Origin of the sequence: Pilimelia terevasa (genome assembly GCF_014647915.1) — a bacterium.
GTDB lineage: Bacteria > Actinomycetota > Actinomycetes > Mycobacteriales > Micromonosporaceae > Pilimelia > Pilimelia terevasa.
In genome coordinates, this window is the sequence record NZ_BMQC01000014.1 from 16,835 (window position 1) to 43,069 (window position 26,235).

The 26,235-nt window shown below is 74.6% G+C and carries 23 protein-coding genes; 9 read left to right on the forward strand and 14 right to left on the reverse strand.

What is annotated here, in order from left to right:
- The first annotated feature begins 55 nt into the window (after positions 1-55).
- On the forward strand, positions 56-460 hold the full coding sequence (locus tag IEY75_RS16785; protein ID WP_229789803.1) for a hypothetical protein: 405 nt from the start codon (positions 56-58) through the stop codon (positions 458-460).
- A 55-nt stretch (positions 461-515) separates the two neighbouring features.
- On the opposite strand, the gene IEY75_RS16790 is transcribed toward IEY75_RS16785, so the two are convergent.
- Together IEY75_RS16790 and IEY75_RS16795 are read right to left on the reverse strand one after the other, a co-directional pair.
- Positions 516-983 (reverse strand): ribose-5-phosphate isomerase, encoded by a 468-nt coding sequence (locus IEY75_RS16790; RefSeq protein ID WP_189115320.1) that lies wholly within the window; start codon positions 981-983, stop codon positions 516-518.
- Between the two features lie 48 nt (positions 984-1,031).
- Positions 1,032-2,237, reverse strand: a complete 1,206-nt coding sequence (locus IEY75_RS16795) for a DUF1015 family protein (RefSeq protein ID WP_189115377.1) — start codon at positions 2,235-2,237, stop codon at positions 1,032-1,034.
- Between the two features lie 500 nt (positions 2,238-2,737).
- Between IEY75_RS16795 and pepN the strand changes: the two genes are divergently transcribed.
- Complete coding sequence (gene pepN, locus IEY75_RS16800) at positions 2,738-5,287, forward strand: aminopeptidase N (RefSeq protein WP_189115378.1); 2,550 nt, start codon at positions 2,738-2,740, stop codon at positions 5,285-5,287.
- 87 nt (positions 5,288-5,374) lie between these two features.
- On the opposite strand, the gene IEY75_RS16805 is transcribed toward pepN, so the two are convergent.
- The 3 genes from IEY75_RS16805 to IEY75_RS16815 form a co-directional block, all read right to left on the reverse strand.
- Positions 5,375-5,761, reverse strand: coding sequence for a DUF5130 family protein (locus IEY75_RS16805; RefSeq protein ID WP_189115321.1), 387 nt, complete (start codon positions 5,759-5,761; stop codon positions 5,375-5,377).
- Positions 5,748-5,996 carry an aa3-type cytochrome oxidase subunit CtaJ gene (gene ctaJ, locus IEY75_RS16810; RefSeq protein ID WP_189115322.1) on the reverse strand — a complete coding sequence of 83 codons (249 nt, stop codon included), beginning with the start codon at positions 5,994-5,996 and terminating at the stop codon, positions 5,748-5,750. Before ctaJ ends, IEY75_RS16805 begins: the two co-directional genes overlap by 14 nt.
- A 163-nt stretch (positions 5,997-6,159) precedes the next feature.
- Positions 6,160-6,693 (reverse strand): HNH endonuclease, encoded by a 534-nt coding sequence (locus IEY75_RS16815; protein WP_189115323.1) that lies wholly within the window; start codon positions 6,691-6,693, stop codon positions 6,160-6,162.
- Between the two features lie 227 nt (positions 6,694-6,920).
- On the opposite strand from IEY75_RS16815, the gene IEY75_RS16820 reads away from it, so the two are divergent.
- The 4 genes from IEY75_RS16820 to IEY75_RS16835 all read left to right on the forward strand — a co-directional run bounded on the left by IEY75_RS16820 (position 6,921) and on the right by IEY75_RS16835 (position 11,355).
- Positions 6,921-7,898 (forward strand): mechanosensitive ion channel family protein, encoded by a 978-nt coding sequence (locus IEY75_RS16820; protein WP_189115324.1) that lies wholly within the window; start codon positions 6,921-6,923, stop codon positions 7,896-7,898.
- A gap of 286 nt (positions 7,899-8,184) precedes the next feature.
- Positions 8,185-9,498 (forward strand): MFS transporter, encoded by a 1,314-nt coding sequence (locus IEY75_RS16825; RefSeq protein WP_189115325.1) that lies wholly within the window; start codon positions 8,185-8,187, stop codon positions 9,496-9,498.
- 105 nt (positions 9,499-9,603) lie between these two features.
- Positions 9,604-10,011: a globin gene (locus IEY75_RS16830; protein WP_189115326.1), complete on the forward strand. Its 408-nt coding sequence runs from the start codon at positions 9,604-9,606 to the stop codon at positions 10,009-10,011.
- A gap of 81 nt (positions 10,012-10,092) precedes the next feature.
- Positions 10,093-11,355, forward strand: a complete 1,263-nt coding sequence (locus IEY75_RS16835; protein ID WP_189115327.1) for a PKD domain containing protein — start codon at positions 10,093-10,095, stop codon at positions 11,353-11,355.
- A gap of 77 nt (positions 11,356-11,432) precedes the next feature.
- Here the strand turns inward: IEY75_RS16835 and IEY75_RS16840 are convergent, their stop codons facing one another.
- From IEY75_RS16840 to ettA, 4 genes are all read right to left on the reverse strand, one after another.
- Complete coding sequence (locus IEY75_RS16840; protein ID WP_189115328.1) at positions 11,433-12,008, reverse strand: type III secretion system chaperone family protein; 576 nt, start codon at positions 12,006-12,008, stop codon at positions 11,433-11,435.
- Between the two features lie 121 nt (positions 12,009-12,129).
- Entirely contained in the window at positions 12,130-12,897 is a 768-nt protein-coding gene (locus tag IEY75_RS16845; RefSeq protein WP_229789805.1) for a DUF8185 domain-containing protein, read from the reverse strand.
- Positions 12,894-13,337: an acyl-CoA thioesterase gene (locus tag IEY75_RS16850; protein WP_189115379.1), complete on the reverse strand. Its 444-nt coding sequence runs from the start codon at positions 13,335-13,337 to the stop codon at positions 12,894-12,896. Before IEY75_RS16850 ends, IEY75_RS16845 begins: the two co-directional genes overlap by 4 nt.
- Before the next feature lie 76 nt (positions 13,338-13,413).
- Complete coding sequence (ettA, locus tag IEY75_RS16855; RefSeq protein ID WP_189115329.1) at positions 13,414-15,090, reverse strand: energy-dependent translational throttle protein EttA; 1,677 nt, start codon at positions 15,088-15,090, stop codon at positions 13,414-13,416.
- Between the two features lie 293 nt (positions 15,091-15,383).
- Between ettA and IEY75_RS16860 the strand changes: the two genes are divergently transcribed.
- Both IEY75_RS16860 and otsB read left to right on the forward strand, forming a co-directional pair.
- Entirely contained in the window at positions 15,384-16,772 is a 1,389-nt protein-coding gene (locus IEY75_RS16860; protein ID WP_189115330.1) for an alpha,alpha-trehalose-phosphate synthase (UDP-forming), read from the forward strand.
- Between the two features lie 8 nt (positions 16,773-16,780).
- Complete coding sequence (gene otsB / locus IEY75_RS16865) at positions 16,781-19,348, forward strand: trehalose-phosphatase (RefSeq protein WP_189115380.1); 2,568 nt, start codon at positions 16,781-16,783, stop codon at positions 19,346-19,348.
- Between the two features lie 348 nt (positions 19,349-19,696).
- On the opposite strand, the gene IEY75_RS16870 is transcribed toward otsB, so the two are convergent.
- From IEY75_RS16870 to cobC, 4 genes are all read right to left on the reverse strand, one after another.
- Positions 19,697-20,275 (reverse strand): hypothetical protein, encoded by a 579-nt coding sequence (locus IEY75_RS16870; RefSeq protein ID WP_189115331.1) that lies wholly within the window; start codon positions 20,273-20,275, stop codon positions 19,697-19,699.
- Positions 20,276-20,343: 68 nt separating this feature from the next.
- Positions 20,344-21,084: a uroporphyrinogen-III C-methyltransferase gene (gene cobA / locus IEY75_RS16875; RefSeq protein ID WP_189115332.1), complete on the reverse strand. Its 741-nt coding sequence runs from the start codon at positions 21,082-21,084 to the stop codon at positions 20,344-20,346.
- Entirely contained in the window at positions 21,081-22,082 is a 1,002-nt protein-coding gene (gene cobT / locus IEY75_RS16880) for a nicotinate-nucleotide--dimethylbenzimidazole phosphoribosyltransferase (protein ID WP_189115381.1), read from the reverse strand. The genes cobA and cobT overlap by 4 nt, the downstream gene beginning before the upstream one ends.
- Positions 22,083-22,147: 65 nt before the next feature.
- Entirely contained in the window at positions 22,148-23,281 is a 1,134-nt protein-coding gene (cobC, locus tag IEY75_RS16885) for an Rv2231c family histidinol phosphate aminotransferase CobC (protein ID WP_229789806.1), read from the reverse strand.
- A gap of 134 nt (positions 23,282-23,415) precedes the next feature.
- Between cobC and IEY75_RS16890 the strand changes: the two genes are divergently transcribed.
- Positions 23,416-25,563, forward strand: coding sequence for a transglycosylase domain-containing protein (locus IEY75_RS16890; RefSeq protein WP_189115334.1), 2,148 nt, complete (start codon positions 23,416-23,418; stop codon positions 25,561-25,563).
- Between the two features lie 21 nt (positions 25,564-25,584).
- Here the strand turns inward: IEY75_RS16890 and IEY75_RS16895 are convergent, their stop codons facing one another.
- Positions 25,585-26,151 carry a GNAT family N-acetyltransferase gene (locus IEY75_RS16895; protein ID WP_229789808.1) on the reverse strand — a complete coding sequence of 189 codons (567 nt, stop codon included), beginning with the start codon at positions 26,149-26,151 and terminating at the stop codon, positions 25,585-25,587.
- Positions 26,152-26,235: the final 84 nt, after the last annotated feature.

Here is a 26,235-nt window from a genome sequence, read left to right on the forward strand (position 1 = left end):
CGACGCCGGTCCCGCTCCGGGTGACAGGCCCCGGTGCCCGGCGTACGGTCGCCGGATGGACGAGCCGCCGGCCCCCGCTCCCCCGCCTCGCCCCGTACCGGTGCCGCCGCCCTCGGCCGTCCGGCCCCGGCCTCGACCGCGCGGGCGGCCGGACGCCGGCCGCGCGGCACCGACGGGCGACGCCGACGGCCGGGTGGCCGACGCGGACCGGGCCGCGCGCCCGCCGGCCGACACCCGCCGGGGCGACGGCCGGGGGCTGCCGAGCCGGGACGCCGGGGTCGAGCCCGGCCTGCGGGCGCTGGTCGGCGCCGGCCCTAGCCAGGTGAGCCTCAGCGCCGCGCTGCGGGCCCGGGACGCCTGCCGGCCCACGGCCGCCGACCTCGCGGCCGCCGACCGCGAGCTGCCGATCGTGCGCCGCGGCTGGCGACCCGACAGCGCGCTGCCCGGCCACCGCGCCTGACGCCCGCGGGAGCCCGGCCGGGCTCCCACCCGCAGCGCCCCGGCACGTCCCGCGCTCAGGGCAGCGGCGGCAGTTCGCCCGACTTCTCGTACTGCGTGATCTGGCCGATGCGGCGCGAGTGCCGGTCCCCGGCGCTGAACGTGGTCGTCAGGAACGCCTCCACGATCGCCGCCGCCTCGTCCAGCGTGTGCTGGCGGGCACCGACGCCGACGACGTTGGCGTCGTTGTGCTCGCGGGCCAGCCGGGCGGTCTCGGTGCTCCAGGCCAGCGCCGCGCGGACCCCGGAGACCTTGTTCGCCGCGATCTGCTCACCGTTGCCCGAGCCGCCGATGACGACCCCGAGGCTGCCGGGGTCGGCGACGACCCGGGCGCCCGCGTGCAGGCAGAACGCCGGGTAGTCGTCGTCCGGGTCGAACTCGGCCGGCCCGACGTCCACCACGTCGTAGCCGCCCGCGGCGAGGTGGCGGGCGAGGTGGACCTTCAACTCGTAGCCGGCGTGGTCGGCTGCCAGGTAGACGCGCATACCGCGCAGTCTGTCAGGCGCCCGCGGCCGGCGGTCGCGCCGCCCCGGTCACCGCTGGGCGATGACGAGGCCGGCGCGCGCCTTGGGGGTGAACCAGGTGCTCTTGCGCGGCAGCTTGTGCCGGGCGAGGTTCACCGCCAGGAAGTCCTCGACCGTCACCGGGGCGATGAGGATCGCCAGGTCGGCGCGGCCGGCGTCGACCTCCCCGCACAGCCAGGACGCCGGGTAGTCGCCGCCGACGTAGGTGACCCGCTTGTCGCCCGGGTCCAGGCCCAGCGGCGTGGCCAGGACGAGGCGCTCGACGAGCGCGTGGTCCAGGTTGTCCACGTCGCTCGCGCCGGGCGTCGCGGGCAGCCGCACGGCCCAGCCCCGCCCGGCCGCGTACAGGTGGACGGTGCCGCGGGCCGCGGGCGGGCCGGGCCGGCCGGGCAGCGGCGTGACCTGCGCGCCGCCGGCCACCAGGCGGTTGACCAGCTCGGCGGGCGAGATCGGCAGGGGGCCGACGAGGCGGTGGTACCCGTCGATGGTGACCGACTCGGGCGTGGTCACCACCGCGAGGAACCGGTCGAGCCGGCCGAGCTGGGCGGCGAGGCTGCGGTGGTTGCCGTCGGCGACGACCAGCTCGCCGTCGCCGGCCAGGGCGCACAGGCGGTCGGTGTCGGGGCCGGGCGGCAGGGGCCAGACGGCGTGGGTGCGGCCGGCGTGGTCGACGTCGACGGCGGCCGGGGCGCCCGCGGCGTCGCAGGCGGCGGCGAGCGCCGCGTGCAGGCGGGACGGCCCGGCTCCGCGGTCGGCCTTGAGCAGCAGGACCGGCGACAGCAGGTGCCCGGTGGCCTCGGCGAGGGCGACCCGTTCGCGGACCTTGTGCGGGAACACGTCCTCGTTGCGGATCACCGCGCCGGGCTCGTCGGCGGAGGCGGAGATCTGGTCGGTGTCGACGGCGCAGAACAGGCCGTAGGAGGCGCTGCGCTCGCCGCCGGAGATGCGGTACAGCACGGCGGCGGCGCCCACGTCCCGGTAGGCGCCGGCGTGCTTGGCCTGGTCCAGGCGCGCCACGGCGTCGGGCAGGCAGGCGTGGAAGTCCCGCCCGTGCGCGCCGGGGGCGCAGTGCGGCATCTCGACGGCGAGCGCGCTGTACGGGTTCTCCTCGATGATCGCGGTGATCTCACCGTCGGAGGCGAACTCGTCGTAGTTGCGGGCGCCGGTGCCGCCGGTGGTCAGCCAGGCGTGCGGGACGGGGTGCACGACGGTCATGGTGGCTGACGGTACCTCCCGCGGCTCCCCGGGCGCGCCGGCCCGGGCGTGCCGGCCCGCCCGGCGGGGTCGGACGATCGCCGGCACGGCCGGGCGGGCCGCGGGGTCGGCGCCGTGGCGGGGCAGGGGCTCGGCGCTGACGACGATGGCCGGGGCGAGGTGGGCGGAGCCCGGTTCGGCGACGGCGACGGCCCAGCGGCGCGGCCAGCCGCGGTCGATGGCGGGCTCGGTGCGGGGCGCGCGGGGCGCGGGGTCGTACGTCGACATCGTGGGGCCCTTCCTCGACCCGGGGGGCCGGCCCGCCACCCGGTGTCCGATTCGGGTTATCTTTCGCCGCTTGCCCGCATCTGGCAATCATCCTCGCCCGACCGAGGTGCCCCGGCGCGCGGCAAGTCGGACAGGCGCCGCGTCGGCGCGCCGGCAATGGCAGGATGACCGGACGGGCCGGCCACCGGTGGGGTGTCGGCGCTGGAACGCGGATGGAGACACCGGTGGCCGGAGTGCGCAACCTGACCCAGTTGGAGGCGGCGGAGCGGGCGCGCCTGCTCGCGGTCGACAGCTACGACATCAACCTGGACCTGACCGACGGCGCGGGCGGGGCGGGCGCGGACACGTTCCGGGGCGTGACGCGGGTGCGGTTCCGCTGCACCGAGCCCGGCGCGTCCACGTTCGTCGAGGTGGCGGCGGACTCGGTCCGGTCGGCGACCCTCAACGGCGCGCCGGTCGACATCGGCGGCTGGTCCGCGGACTCCGGGCTGGCGCTGCCGGGCCTGGCCGCCGACAACGAGTTGGTCGTCGAGGCCGACTTCGCGTACTCGACCAGCGGGCAGGGCCTGCACCGGCTGGTCGACCCGGTCGACGGCGAGGTGTACCTGTACAGCCAGTTCGAGACCAACGACGCCCAGCGGGTGTTCGCCTGCTTCGACCAGCCCGACCTCAAGAGCGTCTACACCTGGCACGTGACGGCGCCCGGGCACTGGAAGCTCATCTCCAACGCGCCGGTCGCCGGCAGCGAGCCCGCCGCGGGCGGCGCCCAGGTCGTCCACTTCGCCGAGTCGGCGACGATGAGCACGTACATCACGGCGCTGTGCGGCGGGCCGTACCACGAGGTGCGGCGGGACCACGACGGGATCGCCATGGGCTACTACTGCCGGGCGAGCATGGCCGCGCACATGGACGTCGACGACCTGCACCTGGTCACGACGCAGGGCTTCGACTTCTACCACGCGCAGTTCGGCATCCGGTACCCGCTGCCCAAGTACGACCAGGTGTGGACGCCGGAGTTCAACGCCGGGGCGATGGAGAACTTCGGCTGCGTGGTGCACGCCGAGGAGCACTACATCTTCCGCTCGCAGGTCACCGACTTCGAGTACGAGCAGCGGGCCAACACGATCCTGCACGAGCTGGCCCACATGTGGTTCGGCGACCTGGTGACCATGCGCTGGTGGAACGACCTGTGGCTGAACGAGTCGTTTGCCGAGTGGGCGAGCCACTGGTGCAACAGCGAGGCGACGCGGTTCACCGACGCGTGGGTGACGTTCCTGTCGCTGCGCAAGGCGTGGGGGTACCGGCAGGACCAGATGTCCTCGACCCACCCCGTGTACTGCGAGATCCCCGACGTCGCGGCGGTCGAGGTCAACTTCGACGGCATCACGTACGCCAAGGGCGCGAGCGTGATCAAGCAGCTCGTGGCGTACGTCGGCATCGACGCCTTCGTCGCCGGCCTGCGCACCTACTTCCAGAAGTACCAGTGGGGCAACGCCACGTTCGACGACCTGCTGACGGAGCTGGAGGCGGCCTGCGGCCGGGAGCTGCGCAAGTTCGCGGCGCAGTGGCTGGAGACGGCGCAGGTCAACACGCTGCGCCCGGAGCTGACCATCGGCGCCGACGGCACGTACGGGGCGGTGACGGTGCTCCAGCAGGCGCCGGCCGGGTACCCGACGCTGCGCACCCACCGGATCGGCGTGGGCCTGTACGACCTGGTGGACGGGCGGCTGCGCCGCCGGGAGCACCTCCAGGTCGACGTCGGCGGCGAGCGCACGGTGCTGGACGAGCTGGCCGGCCGGCGCGCCGCGGACGTCCTGCTGCTCAACGACGAGGACCTGACGTACGCCAAGCTGCGCCTGGACCCGCGCTCGATGGCGACGGTCGTCACCCACCTGGCGACGCTGGAGGCGCCGCTGGGCCGGGCCCTGGTCTGGGCGGCGGCGTGGGACATGGTGCGCGACGCCGAGCTGGCCACCCGCGACTACCTCGACCTCGTCGTGGGCGCGCTGCCGGCCGAGGAGGACATCAACCTGATCACGGCGACGCTGCGCCAGGCGGCGTCGGCCCTGACGTTCTACGCCGACCCGCAGTGGGCGGCGCAGGGCTGGGAGACGCTGGCGGCCACGGCCCGGCGGACGCTGGCGGCCGCGCCGGCCGGCAGCGGCGCGCAGCTCGCCTGGGCGCGGGCGTACGCGTCGGCGGCGCGGACGGACGGCGATGTCGCCGTCCTGCGGGGCTGGCTCGCCGGCCAGGATGTCGCCCCCGGCCTGGTGGTCGACGCCGAGCTGCGGTGGAGCGTCCTGCAGTCCCTCGCGGCCGTCGGCGGCGCGGGTGCCGCGGAGATCGCGCAGGAGCTGAAGGGCGACCCGACCAACAGCGGCGAGCGGGAGGCCGCCCTGGCCGAGGCGTTGCTGCCCGAGGCGGCCGCCAAGGAGCGGGTCTGGCAGCAGCTCGTCGGCCCCGACAGCCTGCCGAACTGGAAGCAGCGCGCGCTGCTGCAGGGCTTCCAGCACCCGACGCAGGTGGCGCTGACCGCGCCGTACGCGGACCGGTTCTTCGAGTCCGCCGCGCGGATCTGGGCGGAGCAGGACAGCGAGACGGCGCAGGCGTTCGTCGGCCTGGGCTACCCGGCGTTCCAGGTCACCGATGCGGCGATTGCCGCGGCCGAGGCGTGGCTGGCGGCGAACGAGGACCAGCCGGCGCCGCTGCGGCGGCTGGTCGCGGAGGGCCGGGACGGCGCGGTGCGCGCCCGCGCGGCCCGCGCGCGCGACACGGCCGCCTGACGGCGACAGCACAGGGTGAGGGGCGACGGGATTCCGTCGCCCCTCACCCTGTGCTGGAAGAGTGCCGGCCGTGGGCCGGCGGGCCGGTCAGTCGCGGCCGGCGTGGGTGACGAGCTGGTCGAGGCCGAGGATGATGCCGCCGGCCAGGTCGCCGCCGCCGAACGCCGCGACCATCGACAGGGCGGCCAGCTTGGCGTCGCGGTCGCTGAGCCGCTTGCGCGCCTGGCCGCCGGTCACGATCTCCAGCAGGCGCTGCCCGGGCGAGACCGCGATGAGGACCGACTGGGCCGGCGCCGGCAGCTCCCGGTGCAGCCGCTGGGCGGTCTCGCGGGCGGGCGCGGCGAGGTCGCCGACGTACACCGAGAAGGTCAGGCCGGTGCTGCTGTCGGCCGTCCGCAGCGCCTTGTCCAGGCGCAGGAGCTGGCGGGTCGTGAAGGGGTTCTCCCGCACCTCGGTCGCGTTACCAGCGGTCACTAGCGCCTCCCGTCACACCGGCGGCCGGCAGGGCCGCGCGTCCCGCGATGGCCGGGGTCGCGTCGCGGTCCTCCGCGGCGACGAACCAGACCGGCTCCGCCTCGTACGGCCGGCCCGGGCGGTACCGCTGGCCGCCGGCCGGGGCGCGCTCCCCCAGGTAGGCGAGGCCGCCGACGACCAGGATGACCAACGCCGGGAGCCCGACGAAGACGAGCACCGTCTCGGAAACAGTCACTTCACAGCCCTCTACCGCGTCTCAGGTTTCCTCTGCCGCGCCGGAGCCGGCCCCGCGGACCCTTCTCCGCCGGCGTCGCGCGCCGGAATGCCCACCCGCCGGCGCGAACGTCCCGGCGTCTGTCACGGTAGCCCAGACAGGTGTCTCCACGGGCGTCGGGGGCTCAGGCCGCCTGGTCGAGCATGGCCGGATCCAGGTCCAGCCAGCCGGCCCAGCGCGGGTCGGCCGCCCGGTGCCCGAGCACCCGCCAGGCGGTGCCGCGGGGGCTGGCGGGGGCGGTGTGCAGGCGCCAGCCCAGCTCGGCCGGGGTGCGGTCGCTCTTGGTGTGGTTGCACCGGGCGCAGGCGGCCACGACGTTGTCCCACGTGTGCCCGCCGCCGCGGGACCGGGGCAGGACGTGGTCGACGGTCTCGGCGGGGCCGCGGCAGTACGCGCACCGGCCGCCGTCGCGGGCGAACAGGGCCCGGCGGGACAGCCCGACGTGGCCGCGGTACGGGACGCGGACGTAGCGGTGCAGGCGGACCACGCACGGCACGGGGATGCGGTGGCGCGCCGAGTGCAGGACGCCCTCGCCGTCGGTGACGCAGCTCGCCTTGGCGGTGAGGACGAGGATCGCCGCGCGGCGTACCGACACCACGCACAGGGGCTCGTAGGTCGCGTTGAGTACCAGAGCGACGCCTAAGTGGGCTCCATCCATCGGCGGACCTCCCGCGATCGGCCGCCGGCCGCACCGCGCCGTCGGCACCCGGGCCACGCGGCACCCGGGCATACATAGTCCCTGATAGATCGGCCTGGCGCATCCCCGAAAACGGTCAGTTCACCGACCGCCGCCCGGCCGTGGCCCACCTGTCACCCGCCGGACGCCCGACGCGCCCCCGGACGCCCCGTCCGCCGCCGCCGGGCCCCATGCGGTAGTAAGGACCGGTGACGACGCCGAGCCCCTCGCCGAACTGCCTGAAGTCGACCTTCTGCTCCCAGGTCTACGAGTGGACCGACAACGTCTGGCTGTCCGACACGGCGGACTGGGTGCTGACCAGGCCGGTCTGGATCGCCGCGGTCATCGCGGGCGCGACGCTCGTCCGCCTGGTCCTGCACCGGATCATCGACCGGTTCGTCCGGCGCCGCGGCGGCGACGCCGGGCGCGGCTTCCTGCGCCCCGCCCGCCAGCGGCCCGAGGAGCCGGTCGACCCGCTGCAGCCCGAGCGCCGCCAGCAGCGCGCCGCGGCGGTCGGCTCGGTACTCAAGATCGCAATCAGCGGGATGATCTACGCGATCGTCACGCTGTGGTCCCTGGACCGGCTCGGCTTCAACCTGGCCCCGCTGCTCACCAGTGCCGGCATCATCGGCCTGGCGCTGGGCTTCGGCGCGCAGCAGCTCGTCCGGGACCTGATCGCCGGGGTGTGCATGCTGCTGGAGGACCAGTACGGCGTCGGCGACGTCGTGGACGTCGGCCCGTTCAGCGGCGTGGTGGAGGCGGTCGGCTGGCGGATCACCACCGTGCGCGACGCCGCCGGGGTGATCTGGCACATCCGCAACGGCGAGATCACCCGGGTCGGCAACAAGAGCCAGGGCTGGGCGATGGCGGTGGTGGACGTGCCGATCGGCTTCGCCAGCGTCGAGCAGGCGACCCGGGTACTGGAGGAGGCGGCCGCCGCGCTGGCCCGGGACCCGGCGTTCAAGAGCGAGTTCATCGAACCCCCGGCCGTGGTCGGCGTCGAGGCGCTGACGGTCGACGGCGCGGTACTGCGGGCGACGGCCAAGACGACGGTGGACGCGCACGTGTCGGTCGTCCGGGAGCTGCGCCGCCGGCTGGCGGAGGCGCTGGACGACGCGGGCCTGGAGGTGCGCGGCGCCGCGCGGACCAACGGCGACCCGGTGACCGAGCCCGGCGGAGCCACCTGAGCATCCGAATCGTCTGGTAAATCAGCAATTGCGGCGTAGGCGCGGTGGCTGATCGCACTAGCGTACGGTCAGTCGATCGGGCACAATTCTCGACGCCGCCGCAATTTCGCGAGCAATCCCCACCAGCGGCCTTGACACACCGTCGATGCGCGAACTATGCGCAACCAGTCACCCGAAGACGCGCCGGTGGGGCACCTACGAGCCGGAGCACCGGCGCGCCCACGGTGGGGACCACGCCCGCCCCCGGCGCGACCGACCCGGCCGCCGCCGTACGACGGAGGGTTGAGTGACCGACGACGCGCGTCGCGCCGACCGACCGGCCAGCTTCGGCGAGGTCTTCCGGGTCCGCGAGTTCCGCGCGATCTTCACCGCCAACTCGCTGTCCTGGTGGGGCGACTACGTCGCCAAGGCCGCGGTGGCGGCGCTCGTCTTCCAGACCACGCGGTCCATCGGCCTGGCGGGCGCGACGTTCGCGCTGAGCTACCTGCCCTGGCTGGTCGGCGGCCCGCTGCTGACGGCGCTCGCCGACCGGGTCCCGTACCGGCGGGTCATGATCCTGTGCGACCTCGCGCGGATGGTGACGATGGCGCTGGTGGCGATCCCGGGCATCCCGATCCCGCTGATGCTGCTCCTGCTGTTCCTCACCAGCCTGGCCACCCCGCCGGCCCAGGCCGCCCGGTCGGCGACCCTGCCCGAGATCCTGAACCGCGACCAGCTCGTGGTCGGAATCGCGCTGGCGAGCACGTTCGGGCAGGTCATGCAGATCGCCGGGTACGTGGCCGGCGGGCTGCTGTCCTCGGTCGCCGCGCGGGAGGCGATCGTGCTGAACGCGGCGACCTTCGGGCTCTCGGCGCTGATCATCTGGCGCGGCGTGCGCCTGCGCCCCGCCGCCCCGCAGGAGCGCCGGCACCTGCTGCGGGAGACCGCCGCGGGCTTCCGGCTGGTGTTCGGCCGGCCGACGCTGCGGGCGATCGCGCTGGTGGTCTTCGGCACCGCGCTGTTCTCCGTCGTCCCCGAGGGCCTGGCGCCCGGCTGGGCCGGGCACCTGTCCGCCGACGCGACCGGGTACGGCGTCGCCCAGTCGGTGATCATGGCGGCGAACCCGATCGGCTTCGTCATCGGCAGCCTCGTGGTGACCCGGACCCTGCGCCCGCACCTGCGCGAGACCCTGGTCCCGGTCTTCGCGGTCCTGACCCCGGCCTGCCTGGTGCCGGCGCTGATCGATCCGTCGCTGACCTGGGTCGCGGTGATGACGCTGCTGTGCGGGTTCGCCACCGCGGCGCTGCTGCCGACGGCGAACGGCCTGTTCGTCCAGATGCTGCCGCCCGCCTACCGGGCGCGGGCGTTCGGGGTCATGCAGACCGGCCTCCAGGCCAGCCAGGGCCTCGGCGTCCTGATCACCAGCGCGCTCGCGGAGTCCTACGCCCTGCCGCGGGTGGTCGGCCTGTGGGGGCTGGCGGGGGTGGGGCTGCTCCTGCTCGCGGCGGCCGTGTGGCCGAGCCGGGAGATGTTCGCCCGCGCCATCGCCGCCACCACGGCGACCGCCGACGCCCCCGCGCCGGCGGCGGGCCGCCGCGTGCGGACCCGCGCCGCCGCCTGAGCCACCCCGCCGACAGCGCGCGGGCGGGTGGGAGACCGCGGCCCCGGCGCCGTACCGTGGGGGCGGGCGCCCCGGGGCGCCGGTCGGCGGCGGAGGCGGGGTGCGATGGGCGAGCAGGTGACGTTCTTCGAGGCGGTCGGCGGCGAGCCGACGTTCCGCCGCCTCGTCGGCGAGTTCTACGCGGGCGTCGCGCACGACCCGCTGCTGCGCCCCATGTACCCCGAGGACCAGCTCGGCCCGGCCGCCGACCGGCTCACCCTGTTCCTCATGCAGTACTGGGGCGGCCCGCGCACCTACGGCGAGACGCGCGGCCACCCGCGGCTGCGGATCCGGCACGCCCCGTTCCGGGTGGACGCGGCGGCGCGCGACGCCTGGCTGCACCACATGCGCCGGGCGCTGGACGCGGTCGCGCTGCCGCCGGACCAGGCGGCCACCCTGTGGGAGTACCTGGAGCGGGCGGCGCACTTCCTCGTCAACACCGAGGATGACGTACAGCCCCCGATAGCGGGTTAACTGCCCCAAAGATCGCGCTATCGGTCGTAATCGGGCATCGTGGTGGATCTCGACATCCGAACCGCGAAGGAACGACCGACCATGCGACGACGTCTCACCGCCACCGTCCTCTCCGGGGTGCTCGGCGCCGCGGGCCTGGTGGCCGCGCAGCCGGCCCGGGCCAACTTCCCGCTGCCCGCCGTGGTCGGCACCAACCCCGTCGACTACACGCCGCACGTCACCAACGGCACCGTCTGGGCCGTGGCCGTCGTCGGCGACGTGGTCGTCGTCGGGGGCGACTTCACGGGGGTCACCGACGGCGCGGGCCGGCTGCGGTACCCGCGCAGGAACCTGTTCGCCTACCGGCTCACCACGGGCGCGGTGCTGCCCTGGACCCCCGCGGTGGACCGGCCCGTGTACGCGCTGGCAGCCGGCGCCGACCAGAGCGTGTACGCCGGGGGCTGGTTCCGGACCGTCAACGGGGTCGCCCAGCGCGGCCTCGCCCGCCTGTCGCTGCGCGACGGCCAGCGGGTGGCCGGCTTCGCCGCGAGCATCAACTGGGGCGACGTGCGGGCGCTCGCGGTGCACGGCAACCGGCTGTACGTCGGGGGCACCTTCTCGATGGTCAACGGCTGGGCGCGCGCCGCGCTGGCCCGGATCGACGCCCGCAGCGGCGCCGTGGACCGCCAGTTCAACGCCCGGATCACGGCGCCGGGGCTCCAGCGGCCCCGGATCGAGGACTTCGCGCTCTCCCCCGACGGCGGCCGGCTGGTGGTGGTCGGGGCGATGCGGTTCGTGGCCGGCTGGGGGCGCAACAGCCTGGCGGTACTGAACACGGCCGGGCCGACGGCGCTGGTGCACAACTGGTACACCAACGTCTACGTGCCCCCCTGCCTCGTCGGCTTCGACACCTACGTGCGGGGGGTGGACTTCGCGCCGGGCGGCGACTACTTCGTCGTGGTGACCACCGGGCGGGCCTCGGGGCCGACGGCGATGTGCGACTCGGCGGCGCGGTTCAACGTCCGCGGGACCGGACCGCAGCGGCCGGTCTGGGTGAACCGGACCGGCGGCGACTCGCTGTACGCCGTGGCGGTCACGCCCGCGGCCGTCTACGTGGGCGGCCACCAGCGCTGGATGGACAACCCGTACGGGCGGGAGACCGCCGGCCCGGGCGCGCAGCCCCGCTCCGGCATCGCGGCCCTCCACCCCGTGACCGGGCGGGCGCTGGCCTGGAATCCCGGCAAGTCGCGGGGCGTCGGCACGCGCGCGCTCCTCGCCACGCCGGCCGGCCTGCTGGTCGGCAGCGACACCGAGCGGCTGGCCGCCGAGCGGCACGCCCGGCTGGGGATGTTCCCGACCCCCTGAGCCGCGCGGACGACGGATCCCCCGCGGTAGACCAGGGTGGGGGGTATCCGTCGTCCGACGGCGCGGACCGGTGCGGCCTAGAGGAGGCCGCCCTCGTCGTGGAGCCAGTCCACGAACGAGGTGGCCACCGCGGCGGCGCAGTCGACCAGCTCGACCAGGAGCTGGTCGTGCACGCCCGCGGCCAGGGGCACCTGGAGTTCGGCGTAGATCGGCAACTGGCCGCGCTCGGTCGGGTCGCCGATGTACGCCTTGCAGAACCGGCGCGTGTGGTTCCACTCGTTGACCACGCGGTAGGCGCGGTCCGCCCAGTCCGGCGGGACCGTGGCATGCGGCCGGGCCCGGATGACCAGGATCTCGTCGTCCGGCCCCTCGACGGTGAACAGCACCGCGTGCCGCTCCCACATCGCCAGCAGGCTGCCGTCGCCGTCCGCCAGGAACCGCACGTCCAGCTTGTCGAGCGCCTGCCCGATCCGCGGCAGCGTCACCGGTCCGACACTGACCGTCGTCGCCACCATCATCTCGACGGCCGCCGGCCCGGCCTGCGCCGGGATCGACCGTCCACGTACGACCTCCGCCGCCGCTGCCGGCGGCGGATCACTCTTGGTATCGGTCTCCATTCCGGTCTCACCCGGACGCCATGACCACCAGGACATCGCCTACGCCACCTCGCTCCCAGCGGAAATCCCCGCCCAGTCCCGGCCGCGTTCGGCCCGTCGCCGGGGGGAGGGGTTCCGCCGCACGACCGTACCCACACTGCCGCCCGTAGACACAGCCCTAAGTCCACTGCCGGACAGAAGAGGCTAGCTGGCCGTGTCCTAACGTATGAACAAACTGTGTATTCAGTGTGAACCCACCCGATCTTGGCAGCCACGCCGTTCCGTACGGCGCTGCCAGCCCGACCCAGGTACCGCTCACACACACGTCCACGGACCGCTCCGCAATGCCGTTCAGGGCTCCCAGGAAACCCATCCGTACGACAGCTTGGATCAACCTTTGCGGTACCGCCACAGGTTCACCGGGAGGACTCCGAAAGTCGTCCGGTTTGCCCGGTGTGTGCGGGGCATCGACGGTGATCGTCACGTGGTCCAGCAGGGCGTCGCGCAGGACCCGCTCCCCCGCGGTACCCCGGTCGCGGGCCTCGCGCAGCGCCGCGGCGGCCGCCTCGGCGGTCGCCGCCAGCGCCGCGGCCGGGACCCGCTCCAGCACGACCGCCGCGGCGGTCGGCAGCGGCCACCGCCACCGGGTGTCGGCCCGGGCGGGCAGCTCCTCCCGCCCCGCGGCCAGGACCTCGCGCAGGTCGGCCGCGCCGACCGTGGCGTCGGCGGCCGCCCCCTCGGGCGTCGCCGGCCCCGGGCCGGCCACCGCCCGGGTGACCAGCACCCGCCACGGCAGCGGCGCCCACAGCGCCGTGGCCGCCCCCCGCCGCGGGTCCGGCGGGGCCGGGCGCAGCCGGACCAGCGCCGCGCGGTCCACCCGCAGCAGCCGGGTGAGGAACACCCCGGCGTCGGCGACGCCGTCCAGGCCGTGCGCCGCCGGGTTCACTCCCCGCCCGCCGGGACCTCCGCCGGCACCCCCGGCGCCGCGGTGCCGGCCGCGCCGTCGGCGGCCGAGCGGTGCAGGAACAGCAGTTCGTCGTCGGTCAGCCGGCGCGGCCGCTCCGCCGCCACGTCGTAGGCCACCAGCACCGACCGGGCGCGGCTGACGAGGGTGTCGCCGTCGTGCATCTCGTACCGCACCGCGAAGCTGGCCTGGCGGACGTCCTCCGGCCACAGCGTGATCCGCACCGTCGCCGGGGCCGCGGCCGCCGCCTTGGTGTCGTAGGTGACCGGCCGCAGGTAGTCGACCTCCTGGCGGGCGATCACCACGCCGGCCGTGAACAGCGGCCGCCCCTGCACCCGGGCGTCGACGAACATCATCGCCACCCGCGCCTCCTCGTACAGGGTGAGGAAGCGGGCGTTGTTCACGTGGCCGTACGCGTCCATGTCCGACCAGCGCAGCGGGCAGTCGTACGCGAACCGCCCCGGCGGCGGCGCTGCCGGGGCGGTCGGGAGGGCGTCGTCAGTCACGGGTGAGCTTGCGGTACGTCACCCGGTGCGGCCGGGCCGCCTCGGCGCCCAGCCGGTCGACCTTGTTCTTCTCGTACGCGTCGTAGTTGCCCTCGAACCAGAACCACTTCGCCGGGTTGGCGTCCTCGCCCTCCCAGGCCAGGATGTGCGTGGCCACCCGGTCGAGGAACATCCGGTCGTGGGAGATGACCACGGCGCAGCCCGGGAACTCCAGGAGCGCGTTCTCCAGCGACGACAGCGTCTCGACGTCCAGGTCGTTGGTCGGCTCGTCGAGGAGCAGCACGTTGCCGCCGATCTTCAGCGTCAGCGCCAGGTTGAGCCGGTTGCGCTCGCCGCCGGAGAGCACCTTGGTCGGCTTCTGCTGGTCCGGGCCCTTGAAGCCGAACGCGGCCACGTACGCCCGCGACGGCATCTCGACCTTGCCGACCATCAGGAAGTCCAGGCCGTCGGAGACGACCTCCCAGACGCTCTTGTCCCCGTCGAGCCCGGCACGGTTCTGGTCGACGTAGGACAGCTTGACCGTCTCGCCCACCTTGACGTCTCCGGCGTCCGGCTTCTCCATGCCCACGATCGTCTTGAACAGCGTCGTCTTGCCGACGCCGTTCGGGCCGATGATGCCGACGATGCCGTTGCGCGGCAGGGAGAAGTTCAGGTGGTCGATCAGGGTCCGGTCGTCGAAGCCCTTGACCAGGTCCCTGACCTCGATCACGGTGTTGCCCAGGCGCGGCCCCGGCGGGATCTGGATCTCCTCGAAGTCCAGCTTCCGGGTCTTCTCGGCCTCGTTGGCCATCTCCTCGTACCGCTCCAGGCGGGCCTTGCTCTTGGTCTGCCGGGCCTTGGCGTTGGAGCGCACCCACTCCAGCTCCTCGGTCAGGCGCTTCTGCATCTTGGCGTCCTTGCGGCCCGCCACCGCCAGCCGGGCGGCCTTCTTGTCGAGGTACGTGGAGTAGTTGCCCTCGTACGGGTAGGTGCGGCCGCGGTCCAGTTCGAGGATCCAGGTGGCGACGTTGTCCAGGAAGTACCGGTCGTGCGTGATCGCGATGACGGTGCCCTCGTACTTGGACAGGTGCTGCTCCAGCCAGTGCACGCTCTCGGCGTCGAGGTGGTTCGTCGGCTCGTCGAGCAGCAGCAGGTCCGGCTTCTCCAGCAGCAGCCGGCACAGCGCCACCCGGCGGCGCTCGCCGCCGGAGAGCTGGGTGACGTCGGCGTCCGGCGGCGGACAGCGCAGGGCGTCCATCGCCAGTTCCAGCTTGGAGTCGATGTCCCAGGCGTCGGCGTGGTCCAGCTCCTCCTGGAGCCTGCCCATCTCGGCCATCAGCTCGTCGGAGTAGTCCGTCCCGAGCTTCTCGGCGATCTCGTTGAACTTCGCCAGCTTGTCCTTGACGTCGCTGACGGCCTCCTCGATGTTGCCGAGGACCGTCTTGGACTCGTTCAGCGGCGGCTCCTGCGCCAGCATCCCCACCGTGTGGCCCGGCATCAGCTTGGCCTCGCCGTTGCTGGGGCGGTCCTGGCCCGCCATGATCCGCAGGAGGCTGGACTTACCGGCGCCGTTCGGGCCGACGACGCCGATCTTGGCGCCGGGGAGGAAGTTCAGCGTCACGTCGTCCAGCACGACCTTGTCGCCGTGCGCCTTGCGCGCCTTCTCCAACACGTAGATGAACTGCGCCACAGGTAAGCGACCTTCCGGGAGTACGGCATACTCGTCGCCGCCATTGTCCCAGCCCCGCCGCGCGCGCCGCGCACCGGCCACGCCCCGCGCCGGCCGCGCCGCGACCGTTCCGGGCCGGAGGCCGGCGCGGCCGCCGGGCGGCGGCGCGGCGCCGGGGCGGAAACGCCGCCGGATCTTGGTTTGAGCCAGGTCGGGCGGGGTATGGGCGCCGCGCGTCTGCCGTGCCTCGCACCTGTCGCCGGGGCGGTTCAGTAGGCTCGTTCCAGACCCACTCGCCCCCGGAGGTGCATCCCGTGACCGAACGCAGTGCGTTCGTCGTCGTCGCCAACCGTCTGCCCGTCGACGAGGTCGCCGCCGAGGGCGGGCGGGAGTGGCGGCGCAGCCCGGGCGGGCTGGTCACCGCGCTGCACCCGGTACTCGCCGCGCACCAGGGGACCTGGGTGGGCTGGGCCGGCGGCACCGACGCCGCGCCCGGGCCGTTCGACGTCGACGGGATCCACCTGCACCCGGTGCCGCTCAGCGGCGACGAGCTGGAGAAGTACTACGAGGGCCAGTCCAACGCGACGATCTGGCCGCTCTACCACGACGCCGTCGAGCCGCCCATGTACAAGCGGAGCTGGCGCGACGCGTACCGCCGGGTCAACGCGCGCTTCGCCGACGCCGCCGCCGAGGTCGCCGCCGACGGCGCCACCGTCTGGGTCCAGGACTACCAGCTCCAGCTCGTCCCCGCGATGCTCCGCGAGCGCCGCCCCGACCTGCGGATCGGCTTCTTCCTGCACATCCCGTTCCCGTCGATCGAGCTGTTCATGCAGATGCCGCAGCGGGTGGAGATCCTGCGCGGGCTGCTCGGCGCCGACCTGGTGGGCTTCCAGCAGCGGCTCGCGGCGCAGAACTTCATCCGGCTGGCCCGCCACCTGCTGGGCCTGCGGTACGTCGGCCAGACCGTCGAGGTCGACGACCGGCGGGTCAAGGCCGGCGCGTTCCCCATCTCGATCGACACCGCCGAGATGGAGCGGATGGGCGCCGACCCGGAGGTGCAGGCGCGGGCCAAGCAGATCCGCAAGGAGCTGGGCGACCCCAAGACGGTGATCCTCGGCGTGGACCGGCTCGACTACACCAAGGGGATCGAGCAGCGCCTCAAGGCGTTCCGGGAGCTGCTGGCCGAGGACTTCCTCAGCGTCCCGGACGCGGTGATGGTCCAGGTGGCGACGCCGAGCCGCGAGCGGGTCGAGCACTACCAGACGCTGCGGGTGAAGGTCGAGCGCGAGGTCGGCCGGATCAACGGGGAGTACGCCCGCGTCGGCGTGCCGGCCGTGCACTACCTGCACCAGTCGTACTCGCGCGCCGAGCTGGCCGCCCTGTACCGCGCCGCCGACGTGATGATGGTGACTCCGCTGCGGGACGGGATGAACCTGGTCGCCAAGGAGTACGTCGCGGCCCGCGGGGACCTCGGCGGCGCCCTGGTGCTCAGCGAGTTCGCCGGGGCGGCCAGCGAGCTGAAGCAGGCGTTCCTGTGCAACCCGCACGACCCCGACGGGGTGAAGGACGCGCTCCGCCGCGCCGTGACGGTGGACCAGGTCGAGGCGCGCCGCCGGATGCGGATCATGCAGCGGCACCTGCGGAGCCACAATGTCGAGCGGTGGGCCAACACCTTCCTGACCGAGCTGAGGGGCGAGGCGTGAGCAACCTGATGACCGAGCTGGACGCCGAGGTGCGGGTGGCGATCGGGCGCATCGCCCGGTCCCCGCACCTGCTCGTCGCGTGCGACTACGACGGGACGCTCGCGCCGATCGTCGCCGACCCGACCAAGGCGGTGCCGCTGCCGGAGTCGGTGGCCGCGGTCCGGGCGCTGGCCGCCCTGCCGCAGACCACCGTGGCGGTGGTGTCCGGGCGGGCGCTGCGGGACCTGGCCGCGCTGTCCCGGCTGCCCAGCGAGGTGCACCTGGTCGGCTCGCACGGCTCGGAGTTCGACATCGGCTTCGTGGAGCGGCTGCCCGCGGACCTGGTGGCCCTGCGCGCCCGGCTGCTGACCGAGCTGGAGAAGCTGATCCAGGGCCACGAGGGCATCCGGCTGGAGGTCAAGCCGGCCAGCGTGGCGGTCCACACCCGCGGGGCGGTGCCGGCGGTCGGCGCGCACGTCGTCGCCGAGGTCAGGGCCGGCGTGGCGAGCTGGCCGGACGTCCACGTCACGCACGGCAAGGAGGTCGTCGAGCTGTCCGTGGTCGCCACCCACAAGGGGACGGCGCTGGACGCCCTGCGGATGCAGCTCTCGGCGAGCGCCGTGCTGTTCCTCGGCGACGACGTGACCGACGAGAACGCGTTCGCCCACCTGCACGGCCCGGACGTCGGGGTGAAGATCGGCGGCGGCGACACCCGGGCGCACTACCGCGTCGCCTCCCCGCTGGACGCCGCCCGCCTGCTGGGCCTGCTGCTGGACACCCGGCGTAGCTGGCTGTACGGCGAGCGCGCGACCCCGATCCAGCGCCACTCGATGCTCTCCAACGGCCGGACCGTCGCCCTGCTGACCCCGGAGGCGCGGGTGAGCTGGCTGTGCCACCCCAAGCCGGACTCCCCGGCGATCTTCGCCGACCTGCTGGGCGGCCCCCAGGCCGGGCACTTCACCATCACCCCGGAGCGCGGCGGCCTGCCGCTGGGGCAGCGGTACCGGCCGGGCACGATGACGGTGGAGACCCGCTGGTCCGGCCTGACCGTCACCGACTGGCTCGGCGGGGCGGCGCAGACCGCGCGGGGCGACGACGCCCAGAGCGGCCGCTCGGGCCTGGACTCGACGCTGCACCGCACCCTCCAGGGCACCGCGACCGCGCGGCTGGACTACGCGCCGCGGCCGGACTTCGGCCAGATCGGCGTCCACCTGGAGGCGGCCCCCGGCGGGCTGCTCGTGGTCGGCTCCAGCGAGCCCGTGGCGCTGCACTCCCCCGGGGTGACCTGGGAGATCGTGCACGAGGCGTCCGGCGACAGCGCCCACGCCCTCGTGGACCTGCAGGCGCACGGCGGGGAGCTGACGCTGGAGCTGCGGTTCGGGGCGCACAGCCTGGAGACCAACCCGGATCCGATCGCCGACCGGCTCGCCGACCAGGAGGGGCCGTCCAAGGAGTGGGCGGCGTCGCTGCGGCTGCCGAAGCTGGCCCGCGAGCACGTCCTGCGCAGCGCGCTGACGCTGCGGGGCCTGTGCCACACACCCTCGGGGGCGATCCTGGCGGCGGCGACGACCTCGCTGCCCGAGGAGCTGGGCGGCATCCGCAACTGGGACTACCGCTACTGCTGGCCGCGGGACGCGTCGATGACGGCGCGGGCGCTGGTCGACCTGGGCTCGCTGGCCGAGGCCGAGGCCCTGCTGCGCTGGGTGGACGGGTGTGTGGAGCGCACCGGCGGCCACCCGGAGCGGCTGCACCCGCTGTACACGCTGGACGGCTACGAGCTGGGCCCCGAGGCCGTGATCGAGACGCTGCCGGGGTACGCCGGCTCACGGCCGGTCCGGGTCGGGAACCTGGCCAACCGGCAGCTCCAGCTCGACGTCTTCGGACCGGTCGCCGACCTCATGGCGGCCGTGGCGCAGGCGCGCGGCGGGGTCCGGGAGGAGGAGTGGCGGGTCCTGGAGGCGATGGTCCAGGCGGTCCAGCGGCGCTGGCACGAGCCCGACCACGGCCTGTGGGAGGCGCGGCTGCCGCCGCGGCACCACGTGTACTCGAAGGTGATGTGCTGGGTCACGGTCGACCGGGCGCTGCGGGTCGTCCGCGCGTTCGGCGACGGCGACAGGCCGGACTGGGTCGCCCTACGCGACCAGATCGGCAAGGACGTACTGGACCGGGGGTGGAACCCGGAGGTCGGCGCGTACACGGTCGCGTACGGCGACCCGGACCTGGACGCGTCCTCGCTGTGGATCGGCCTGTCCGGCCTGCTGGCCGACGACGACCCGCGCTTCCTGGCGACCGTGCTGGCCGTCGAGGCGGAGCTGCGCTCCGGGCCGGTGGTCTACCGGTACCGCTGGGACGACGGCCTGCCGGGCCGCGAGGGCGGCTTCCACATCTGCACCTCGTGGCTCATCGAGGCGTACCTGCGCACGGGCCGGCGCAGCGACGCCGAGGAGCTGTTCCAGCAGATGGTCGACACGGCCGGGCCGACGGGGCTGCTGCCCGAGCAGTACGACCCGCTGGCGGAGTCGGGCCTGGGCAACCACCCCCAGGCGTACAGCCACCTGGGTCTGATCCGCTGCGCCGTCCTGCTGGACACCGACTGACTCCGCCCGCGACCCGCTCACGTCATCGGCTGCTGCCTGCGCGGCGGACGCGGTTGTCCCTTCTCTGACCTCGTTTCGCCGCCGGGCACCGCCGACCGACCACGGACACCAGGGATCGAGATGGATCTGATCTCGATGAACCTGGTGTCCGGCCGGGCACGCCAGGTTGTCTGCGCGCACGTCACCGGCAGCCAGTAGCCGTCGGCGTGCGGCGAGCCGACCGCGTACTCCCTCACCGACGAACCGGGCGTGGTCTCCGCGGGCGGGACAGCCTTCGCGCGGGCGTGGACGTTGTCCGTGGACCATGCCGTCCACCGGTCGTCGTAGCGGGACGCCTCCTGCGCGGTGTCACCAGCAGGTGCCGCAGACGCCGCCGCCGTCGGGGATCCCGGTCTCGTCGAACCGGTACCGGACCGGCGCCGGCCGCCCCACGTGGATCTGCGGCTCCGCGCCCTCGACCAGCACGACCCGCACGCCCCAGCAGTGCAGCGACACGCTGTCGGCGTGCAGGCACACGTGGTCCACGCCACCCGGGCCGAGATCCAGCAGCGTCGAGAACCGCCGCACCTCCCGCTCGTCGACGTACCGCTGGTACCCCATCCGGCTGGGCTGCGCCCCCGTCCGCGAGTGCATCCCGAACGCGTACCAGCTCCACGGCGACGCGTCCTCCAGCGCGGGCCGGCAGTGCCGGCTCCACCCGTCGAGCCGGATCCAGCCCGGGTTGTCGGGCGCGGGCACGACGGAGGTGAGGACACCGCTGTTGCCCTCCCGGGGCAGGCAGCCGAGGCCCGCGCCGCGCAACGCGGCGTCGGCCGGCCCCGCCGGGGCGGCCGCGACCCCGAGGGCGACGGCGAACCCCAGTGCCGCGCGCAGCCACCGCGCGCGGCGACCGGACGGTCGACCCTCGCCTGTGGACGGTGTCGTCATTCCGGCAGGTTAGCAAGATCGCGCGAGCGCGGCGGCTCGGCGCCCGGCCCGGCCGTCCCCGCCGGCACTCAGCGGTCCAGCGCCGCCACCACGGGGCCGACGACCGTGACCGCGGGCGGTCGGATGCCGGCGGAGGCCGCCGCGGCCGCGACCGTGTCGAGGGTCGCGCGGACGGTCCGCTGCGCCGCCAGCGTGCCCTCCTGCACCACCGCCACGGGGGTGTCGGCCGGCCGGCCGTGGGCCCGCAGCACCGCGGCGATGGCCGCCAGGTTGCGCACCCCCATCAGCACCACCAGCGTCCCCCGGAGCCGGGCCAGCGCGGGCCAGTCCACCAGGGACTCGGGGTGCTCGGGCGCCAGGTGTCCGGACACGACGGTGAACTCGTGGGCCACCCCGCGGTGGGTCAGCGGCACCCCGGCCGCGGCCGGGACCGCGAGCGCGCTGCTGACGCCCGGGACGACGGTGACCGGTACCCCCGCCTCGGCGCAGGCCAGCAGCTCCTCCCCGCCGCGGCCGAAGACGTATGGGTCGCCGCCCTTGAGCCGGACCACCCGCAGGCCGGCGCGGGCCCGCTCGACGAGGGTCCGGTTGATCTCCTCCTGGGCGACCGACGGGCCGTAGGGAATCTTGGACACGTCGACGATCTCCACGTCCGGCGCCAGCTCGTCCAGCAGCGGGCCGGGGACGAGGCGGTCCATGACGACGACCTGCGCCGCGCGCAGCAGCCGCAGGCCCTTGACCGTGATCAGTTCGGGGTCGCCCGGTCCCGCGCCGACGAGCGCGACCTCCCCGACCGGTACGCCGCTCACTTCTCGGTCACACCCGCGCTGTCGAAGGTGGCGACCTCGCGCAGCGCCCGGACCGCCGCCGCGACCACCGGCAGGGCCAGGACGGCGCCGGTGCCCTCGCCCAGGCGCAGCCCCAGGTCCAGCACCGGCGCGAGCCCCAGGTGGGCGAGCGCGACGCCGGCCCCCGGCTCGACGGACAGGTGCCCGGCGACCATCGCGTCCACGGCGGCCGGCGCGAGCGCGGCGGCGGCCAGCGCGGCGGCGGCGGCGATGACGCCGTCGACCACGACCGGAACCCGGCGGGCGGCCGCGGCGAGCAGGTACCCCGCCAGCGCCGCGTGCTCCAGGCCGCCGACCGCCGCCAGGACCCCCACCGGGTCGGCCGGGTCGGGCCGGTGCCGCGCCAGCGCGGCGGCGACGACCTCGACCTTGCGGGCGTACGTGGCGTCGTCCACGCCGGTACCCCGACCGGTCACCGCGCCCGGCGCCGTCCCGGTGAACGCGGCGACCAGCGCCGCCGAGGGCGTCGTGTTGGCGATGCCCATGTCGCCGCAGAGCAGGATCCGGGCGCCGCCGTCGCACAGCTCGCCGGCGACCGTGATGCCCGCGGCCAGCGCCTGGACGGCCTCGTCCCGGGACATCGCCGGTCCGGTCAGCAGGTTGCCGGTACCGGGGCGGACCCGCAGGTCGCGCAGGTCGGGCGCCGCGGGCAGTGGGCCGGCCACCCCGACGTCGACCACCGTCACCGCAGCGCCGACCTGCCGGGCGAACGCGTTGACGACGGCGCCCCCGGCGAGGAAGTTGGCGACCATCTGGCCGGTCACCTCCTGCGGCCACGGCGTGACGCCCGCGGCGTGGACGCCGTGGTCCCCGGCGAAGATCGCGAGGGCGGCCGGCTCGGGCAGCGGCGGCGGGCAGACGCCCGCGATGCCGGCCAGGCGCACGGAGAGGTCCTCCAGGGCGCCGAGCGAGCCCGGCGGCTTGGTCAGCCGCGCCTGCCGCTGCCGGGCGGCCGCCATGGCCGCGGCGTCGGCGGGCCGGACGGCGGCCACCGTCGCGGCCACCCGCTCCTCGAACGATCCGGTCACGCGGCACTCCTGATGGTCTCTGTCAGCACGGCGACGAACGCATCCGTCGTGGCAGTGTCCCGCACCGCCACGCGCAGCCAGTCGGCGCCCAGCCCGGGGAAGGTGTCCCCCCGCCGCACCGCCCACCCGCGCTCCCGCAGCGCCAGCCGGATCCGGTCCGCGCCGGCACACCGGATCAGGACGAACGCGCTGGCGGGGTGCCCGGCGACCCCGACGCCCGGGACGCCGCGCAGGCCCGCGACCAGGTGCGCCCGCGCGGCGGCCAGCTCCGCGGCGAGCACGCGCTCCGCGGCGACGGCGGCGGGCGTCGCGCAGGCCGCGGCCGCGGCGCAGGCGGGGCCGGAGACCGACCACCGCGGCTGGGCGTCGGCGAGCGCCGCCAGCAGGTCCGGCTCGCCGAGGACGTAGCCGACCCGCAGCCCGGCCAGCCCCCACGTCTTGGTGAGGCTGCGCACGACCAGCAGGCCCGGCAGGTCCCGCCGCCCGGCCAGCGACTCCGGCTCGCCGTCCGCCGGCGGCCCGGCGGCGGACGGCCCGGCGGCGGGCGGCCTGGGGGCGGGCGGCCCGGGGGTCGGGCCGGCGGGCCGGCAGGTGGTGTCGGCGAAGGCCTCGTCGACGACGAGGATCCGGCCGGGGCGGGCCAGCGCGGCCACCGCCGCCGCGGGGTGCAGCACCGACGTGGGGTTGGTGGGGTTGCCGAGCACGACGAGGTCCGCGGAGGCCGGGACGCGGTCGGGGTCGAGGGCGAAGTCCTCGTCCGGGTGCAGCAGGAGCCGGTCCACGGGGTGCCCGGCCTGGCGCAGCGCGCGCTCCGGCTCGGTGAACTGCGGGTGCACGACCACGGCGTGGCGGGGGCGCGCGGTACGCGCCAGGAGCACGAAAGCTTCGGCCGCACCCGCGGTCAGCAACGCCTCGTTAGGAGGTCTAGCGTGCCGCCGCGCCAGCGCGTCGCGGGCGGGACGCGGGTCAGGGTAGCTGGCGAGGCGCGCCAGCGACGCGGCGATCGACGCGGCCAGCCACGCCGGCGGGCCGGGTCGGACGTTGACGGCCAGGTCCACCAGTCCGGGACCGACCTCGGCGTCGCCGTGGTGGTCCAGATCCGGCCCGACCGTGTACTCCGGCTCGGTCATGGGCGCCTCCCGTGGTCGCCCCATCATCCCCTCCGCGTCACCCCCGCGGTACCTCCACCACCCCCTGTTGGTCGATTCACACCTCTTGGACGGTTTCTCCTGTGCGGATATGGTCGTTGACATACTTTCTGTATGTGTTCACCCGCGCCTTGGCCTCGCTTCGGATCAGTTCCCACGTCCTGCGTACGGGCGTCATAGCCGGCGTCGCGCTGGCCGCCGTCGCCTACCCGATCGCCGCGGTCGGCGGGCTGGCGCTGAAGGCCGGCGCCGAGAAGCTGGACGCGCTGCCCCGCGAGATGCACATCACCTCGCCGGCCCAGACCACGTACGTCTACGCGGCCGACGGCAAGACGCTGGTGACGATGTTCTACGAGGAGCACCGGCGGTACACCTCGATCACCAAGATGTCGCCGTACATGCGGCAGGCGATCCTGGCCGCCGAGGACAACCGGTTCTACGAGCACGGCGGCGTCGACCCCAAGGGCGTGGCCCGGGCGTTCGTCGCCAACCAGCAGGCCGGCGGTGTCTCGCAGGGGGCGTCGACGCTCACCATGCAGTACGTGCGGATGGCCCTGCGCGACGGCGCCCGCACGCCGCACGAGGTGCTGGCCGCCACCGAGCAGACCAGCGGCCGCAAGGTCCGGGAGATGCGGCTGGCGCTGCTGCTGGAGAAGAAGCTGAACAAGGACCAGATCCTGGAGCGGTACCTCAACGCCGCGTACTTCGGGCACCGGGCGTTCGGCGTCTTCGCCGCCTCGGAGGTCTTCTTCTCCAAGTCGCCCCGCGACCTGACCCTGGTCGAGGCCGCCACGCTCGCCGGCCTGGTGCAGGCGCCGTCGGCGTACGACCCGGCGGCGCACAACCGCAAGGCCGCCGCGACCCGGCGCAACTACGTGATCGACCGGATGGCGGCGCTGCACTTCATCACCCCGCAGCAGGCGGCCCAGTCGAAGAAGCAGCCGATCGTGCTCAAGCTGACCGACCCGCCCAACGACTGCACGTCGATCCCGAAGTCGCACAACGACTGGGGCTTCTACTGCGACTTCTTCAAGGGCTGGTGGCTCAACAACCCGGCGTTCGGCAGCAACCCGGCCGACCGGGAGGACAACCTGCGCCGCGGCGGCTACCGGATCACCCTGGCGCTGGACCCGACGCTGCAGGCCCGCACCCAGCGGCACGTGCTCAACAAGCAGGAGGCGCGCAGCAAGTTCGCGCACGGGGTCGTCGCGGTCCAGCCGGGCACCGGGCGGGTGCGGGCGATGGGCGTCAACCGGGTGTACTCGCTGGACCAGGACGGCAACGGCGAGCACAGCGACCCGGGCAAGCGGGGCGAGGCGCGCGGCAACTACCCGAACACGGTGAACAAGCTGCTCGGCGGCGGCGACCTGCCCGGGTACCAGGCCGGTTCGACGTTCAAGATGTTCACGATGCTCGCCGCCCTCGACCGGGGCATGAGCCTGGACACGAGCTTCTACGCGCCGTACAAGTACCGGTCGAAGTACCACACCGGGTGGAATGACCCGAAGTCCTGCGGCGGGCGGTGGTGCCCGTCGAACGCGAGCAAGGGCATGACCGGTACCCAGACCATGTGGTCGGGCTTCGGCAAGTCGGTGAACACGTACTTCGTCCAGCTCGAACAGAAGGTCGGCGCCGAGCGCGCGGTCCGCATGGCGGAGAAGCTGGGCCTCCAGTGGCGGACGGACATCGACCAGCAGCAGGCGTCCCCCGCCAAGGCCGACACCTGGGGCGCCTTCACCCTCGGCGTCGCCGACACCACGCCGCTGGAGATGGCCAACGCGTACGCGACCATCGGCGCGGAGGGCGTGTACTGCAAGCCGCTGCCGGTCCTCAGCGTCAAGCGGACGACGGGCGCGGACCTGGCCAAGCAGGGCGTGAAGGTGGCCGCGCCGCAGTGCCACCGGGTGTTCAGCCAGGACGTGGCGCGCGCCGCCTCGGACGCCGCGAGCTGCGTCACGGGCTCCGGCGCGCAGCGCGGCGGGTGCGGCGGCTGGTCGACGGCCCCGGAGGTGCGCGGCATCGTCGGGCGGCCCGTGGCCGGCAAGACCGGCACCACCGACAACACCCGGGCGGCCTGGTTCGTCGGCTACACCCCGCAGCTCGCGGCGGCCAGCTTCATCGCCGACCCCGACAACCCGTTCAACAACGTCGGCGACTGGAACTCCTGGAAGCCCATCCAGACCGCGGCGCAGACCCTGCGCGACGGCCTGGCGGGCGCCCGGACGGTCAACTTCCGGCCGCCGTCGCGGGACATCGTCTACTGACGCCCGCGGTCGCCGCCGGCCTCAGCGCAGGTCGGCGGCGACCATCGACCAGACCTCCAGGTCCACCCGGCCGCTGTGGGTGAAGCCGGCGTCGCGCAGCAGGCCCTCGTACGAGAACCCCGCCTTCTCGACCACCCGCCGCGACGCCAGGTTGCCCGGCGCCACCCGCACCTCGACCCGGTGGAAGCCGTGCTCCAGCACCAGCGCGACCGTCAGCGCGTCCAGCGCCTCGGCGGCCAGCCCGAACCCGCGCACGTCGCTGGCGACGGCGCAGCTCAGCTCCGTGGAGCGGGCGCCCCAGTCGGTGCGCTTGGCCCAGACGCAGCCGACCACCCGGTCGTCCTCCCGGCGCACCACCGCGTAGTGGTCGCCGGCCCCGGCGTCGCGGCGCTCGTCGGCCAGCTCGGTGCACCAGGCCAGGCCCTCCGCGCGGTCGAAGCCGGCGGAGAACGGCAGCCAGCGCTGGGTCAGCTTGTCGGCGAACACGGCGGCGATCGCGGCCGCGTCCTCCTCCACCACGCGGCGCACGTGCAGCCGCGGCGCGGAGACCGTCAACAGCGGGAACCGGCGGACCGCGATCCGGGTCACAACCACCTCGCTCGATCGGTGCGCGAACGCTCCGGGCGGAGCGCCGGGTGGGGACAATACCGGCTGTTCCCGGCCGCCGCGCCG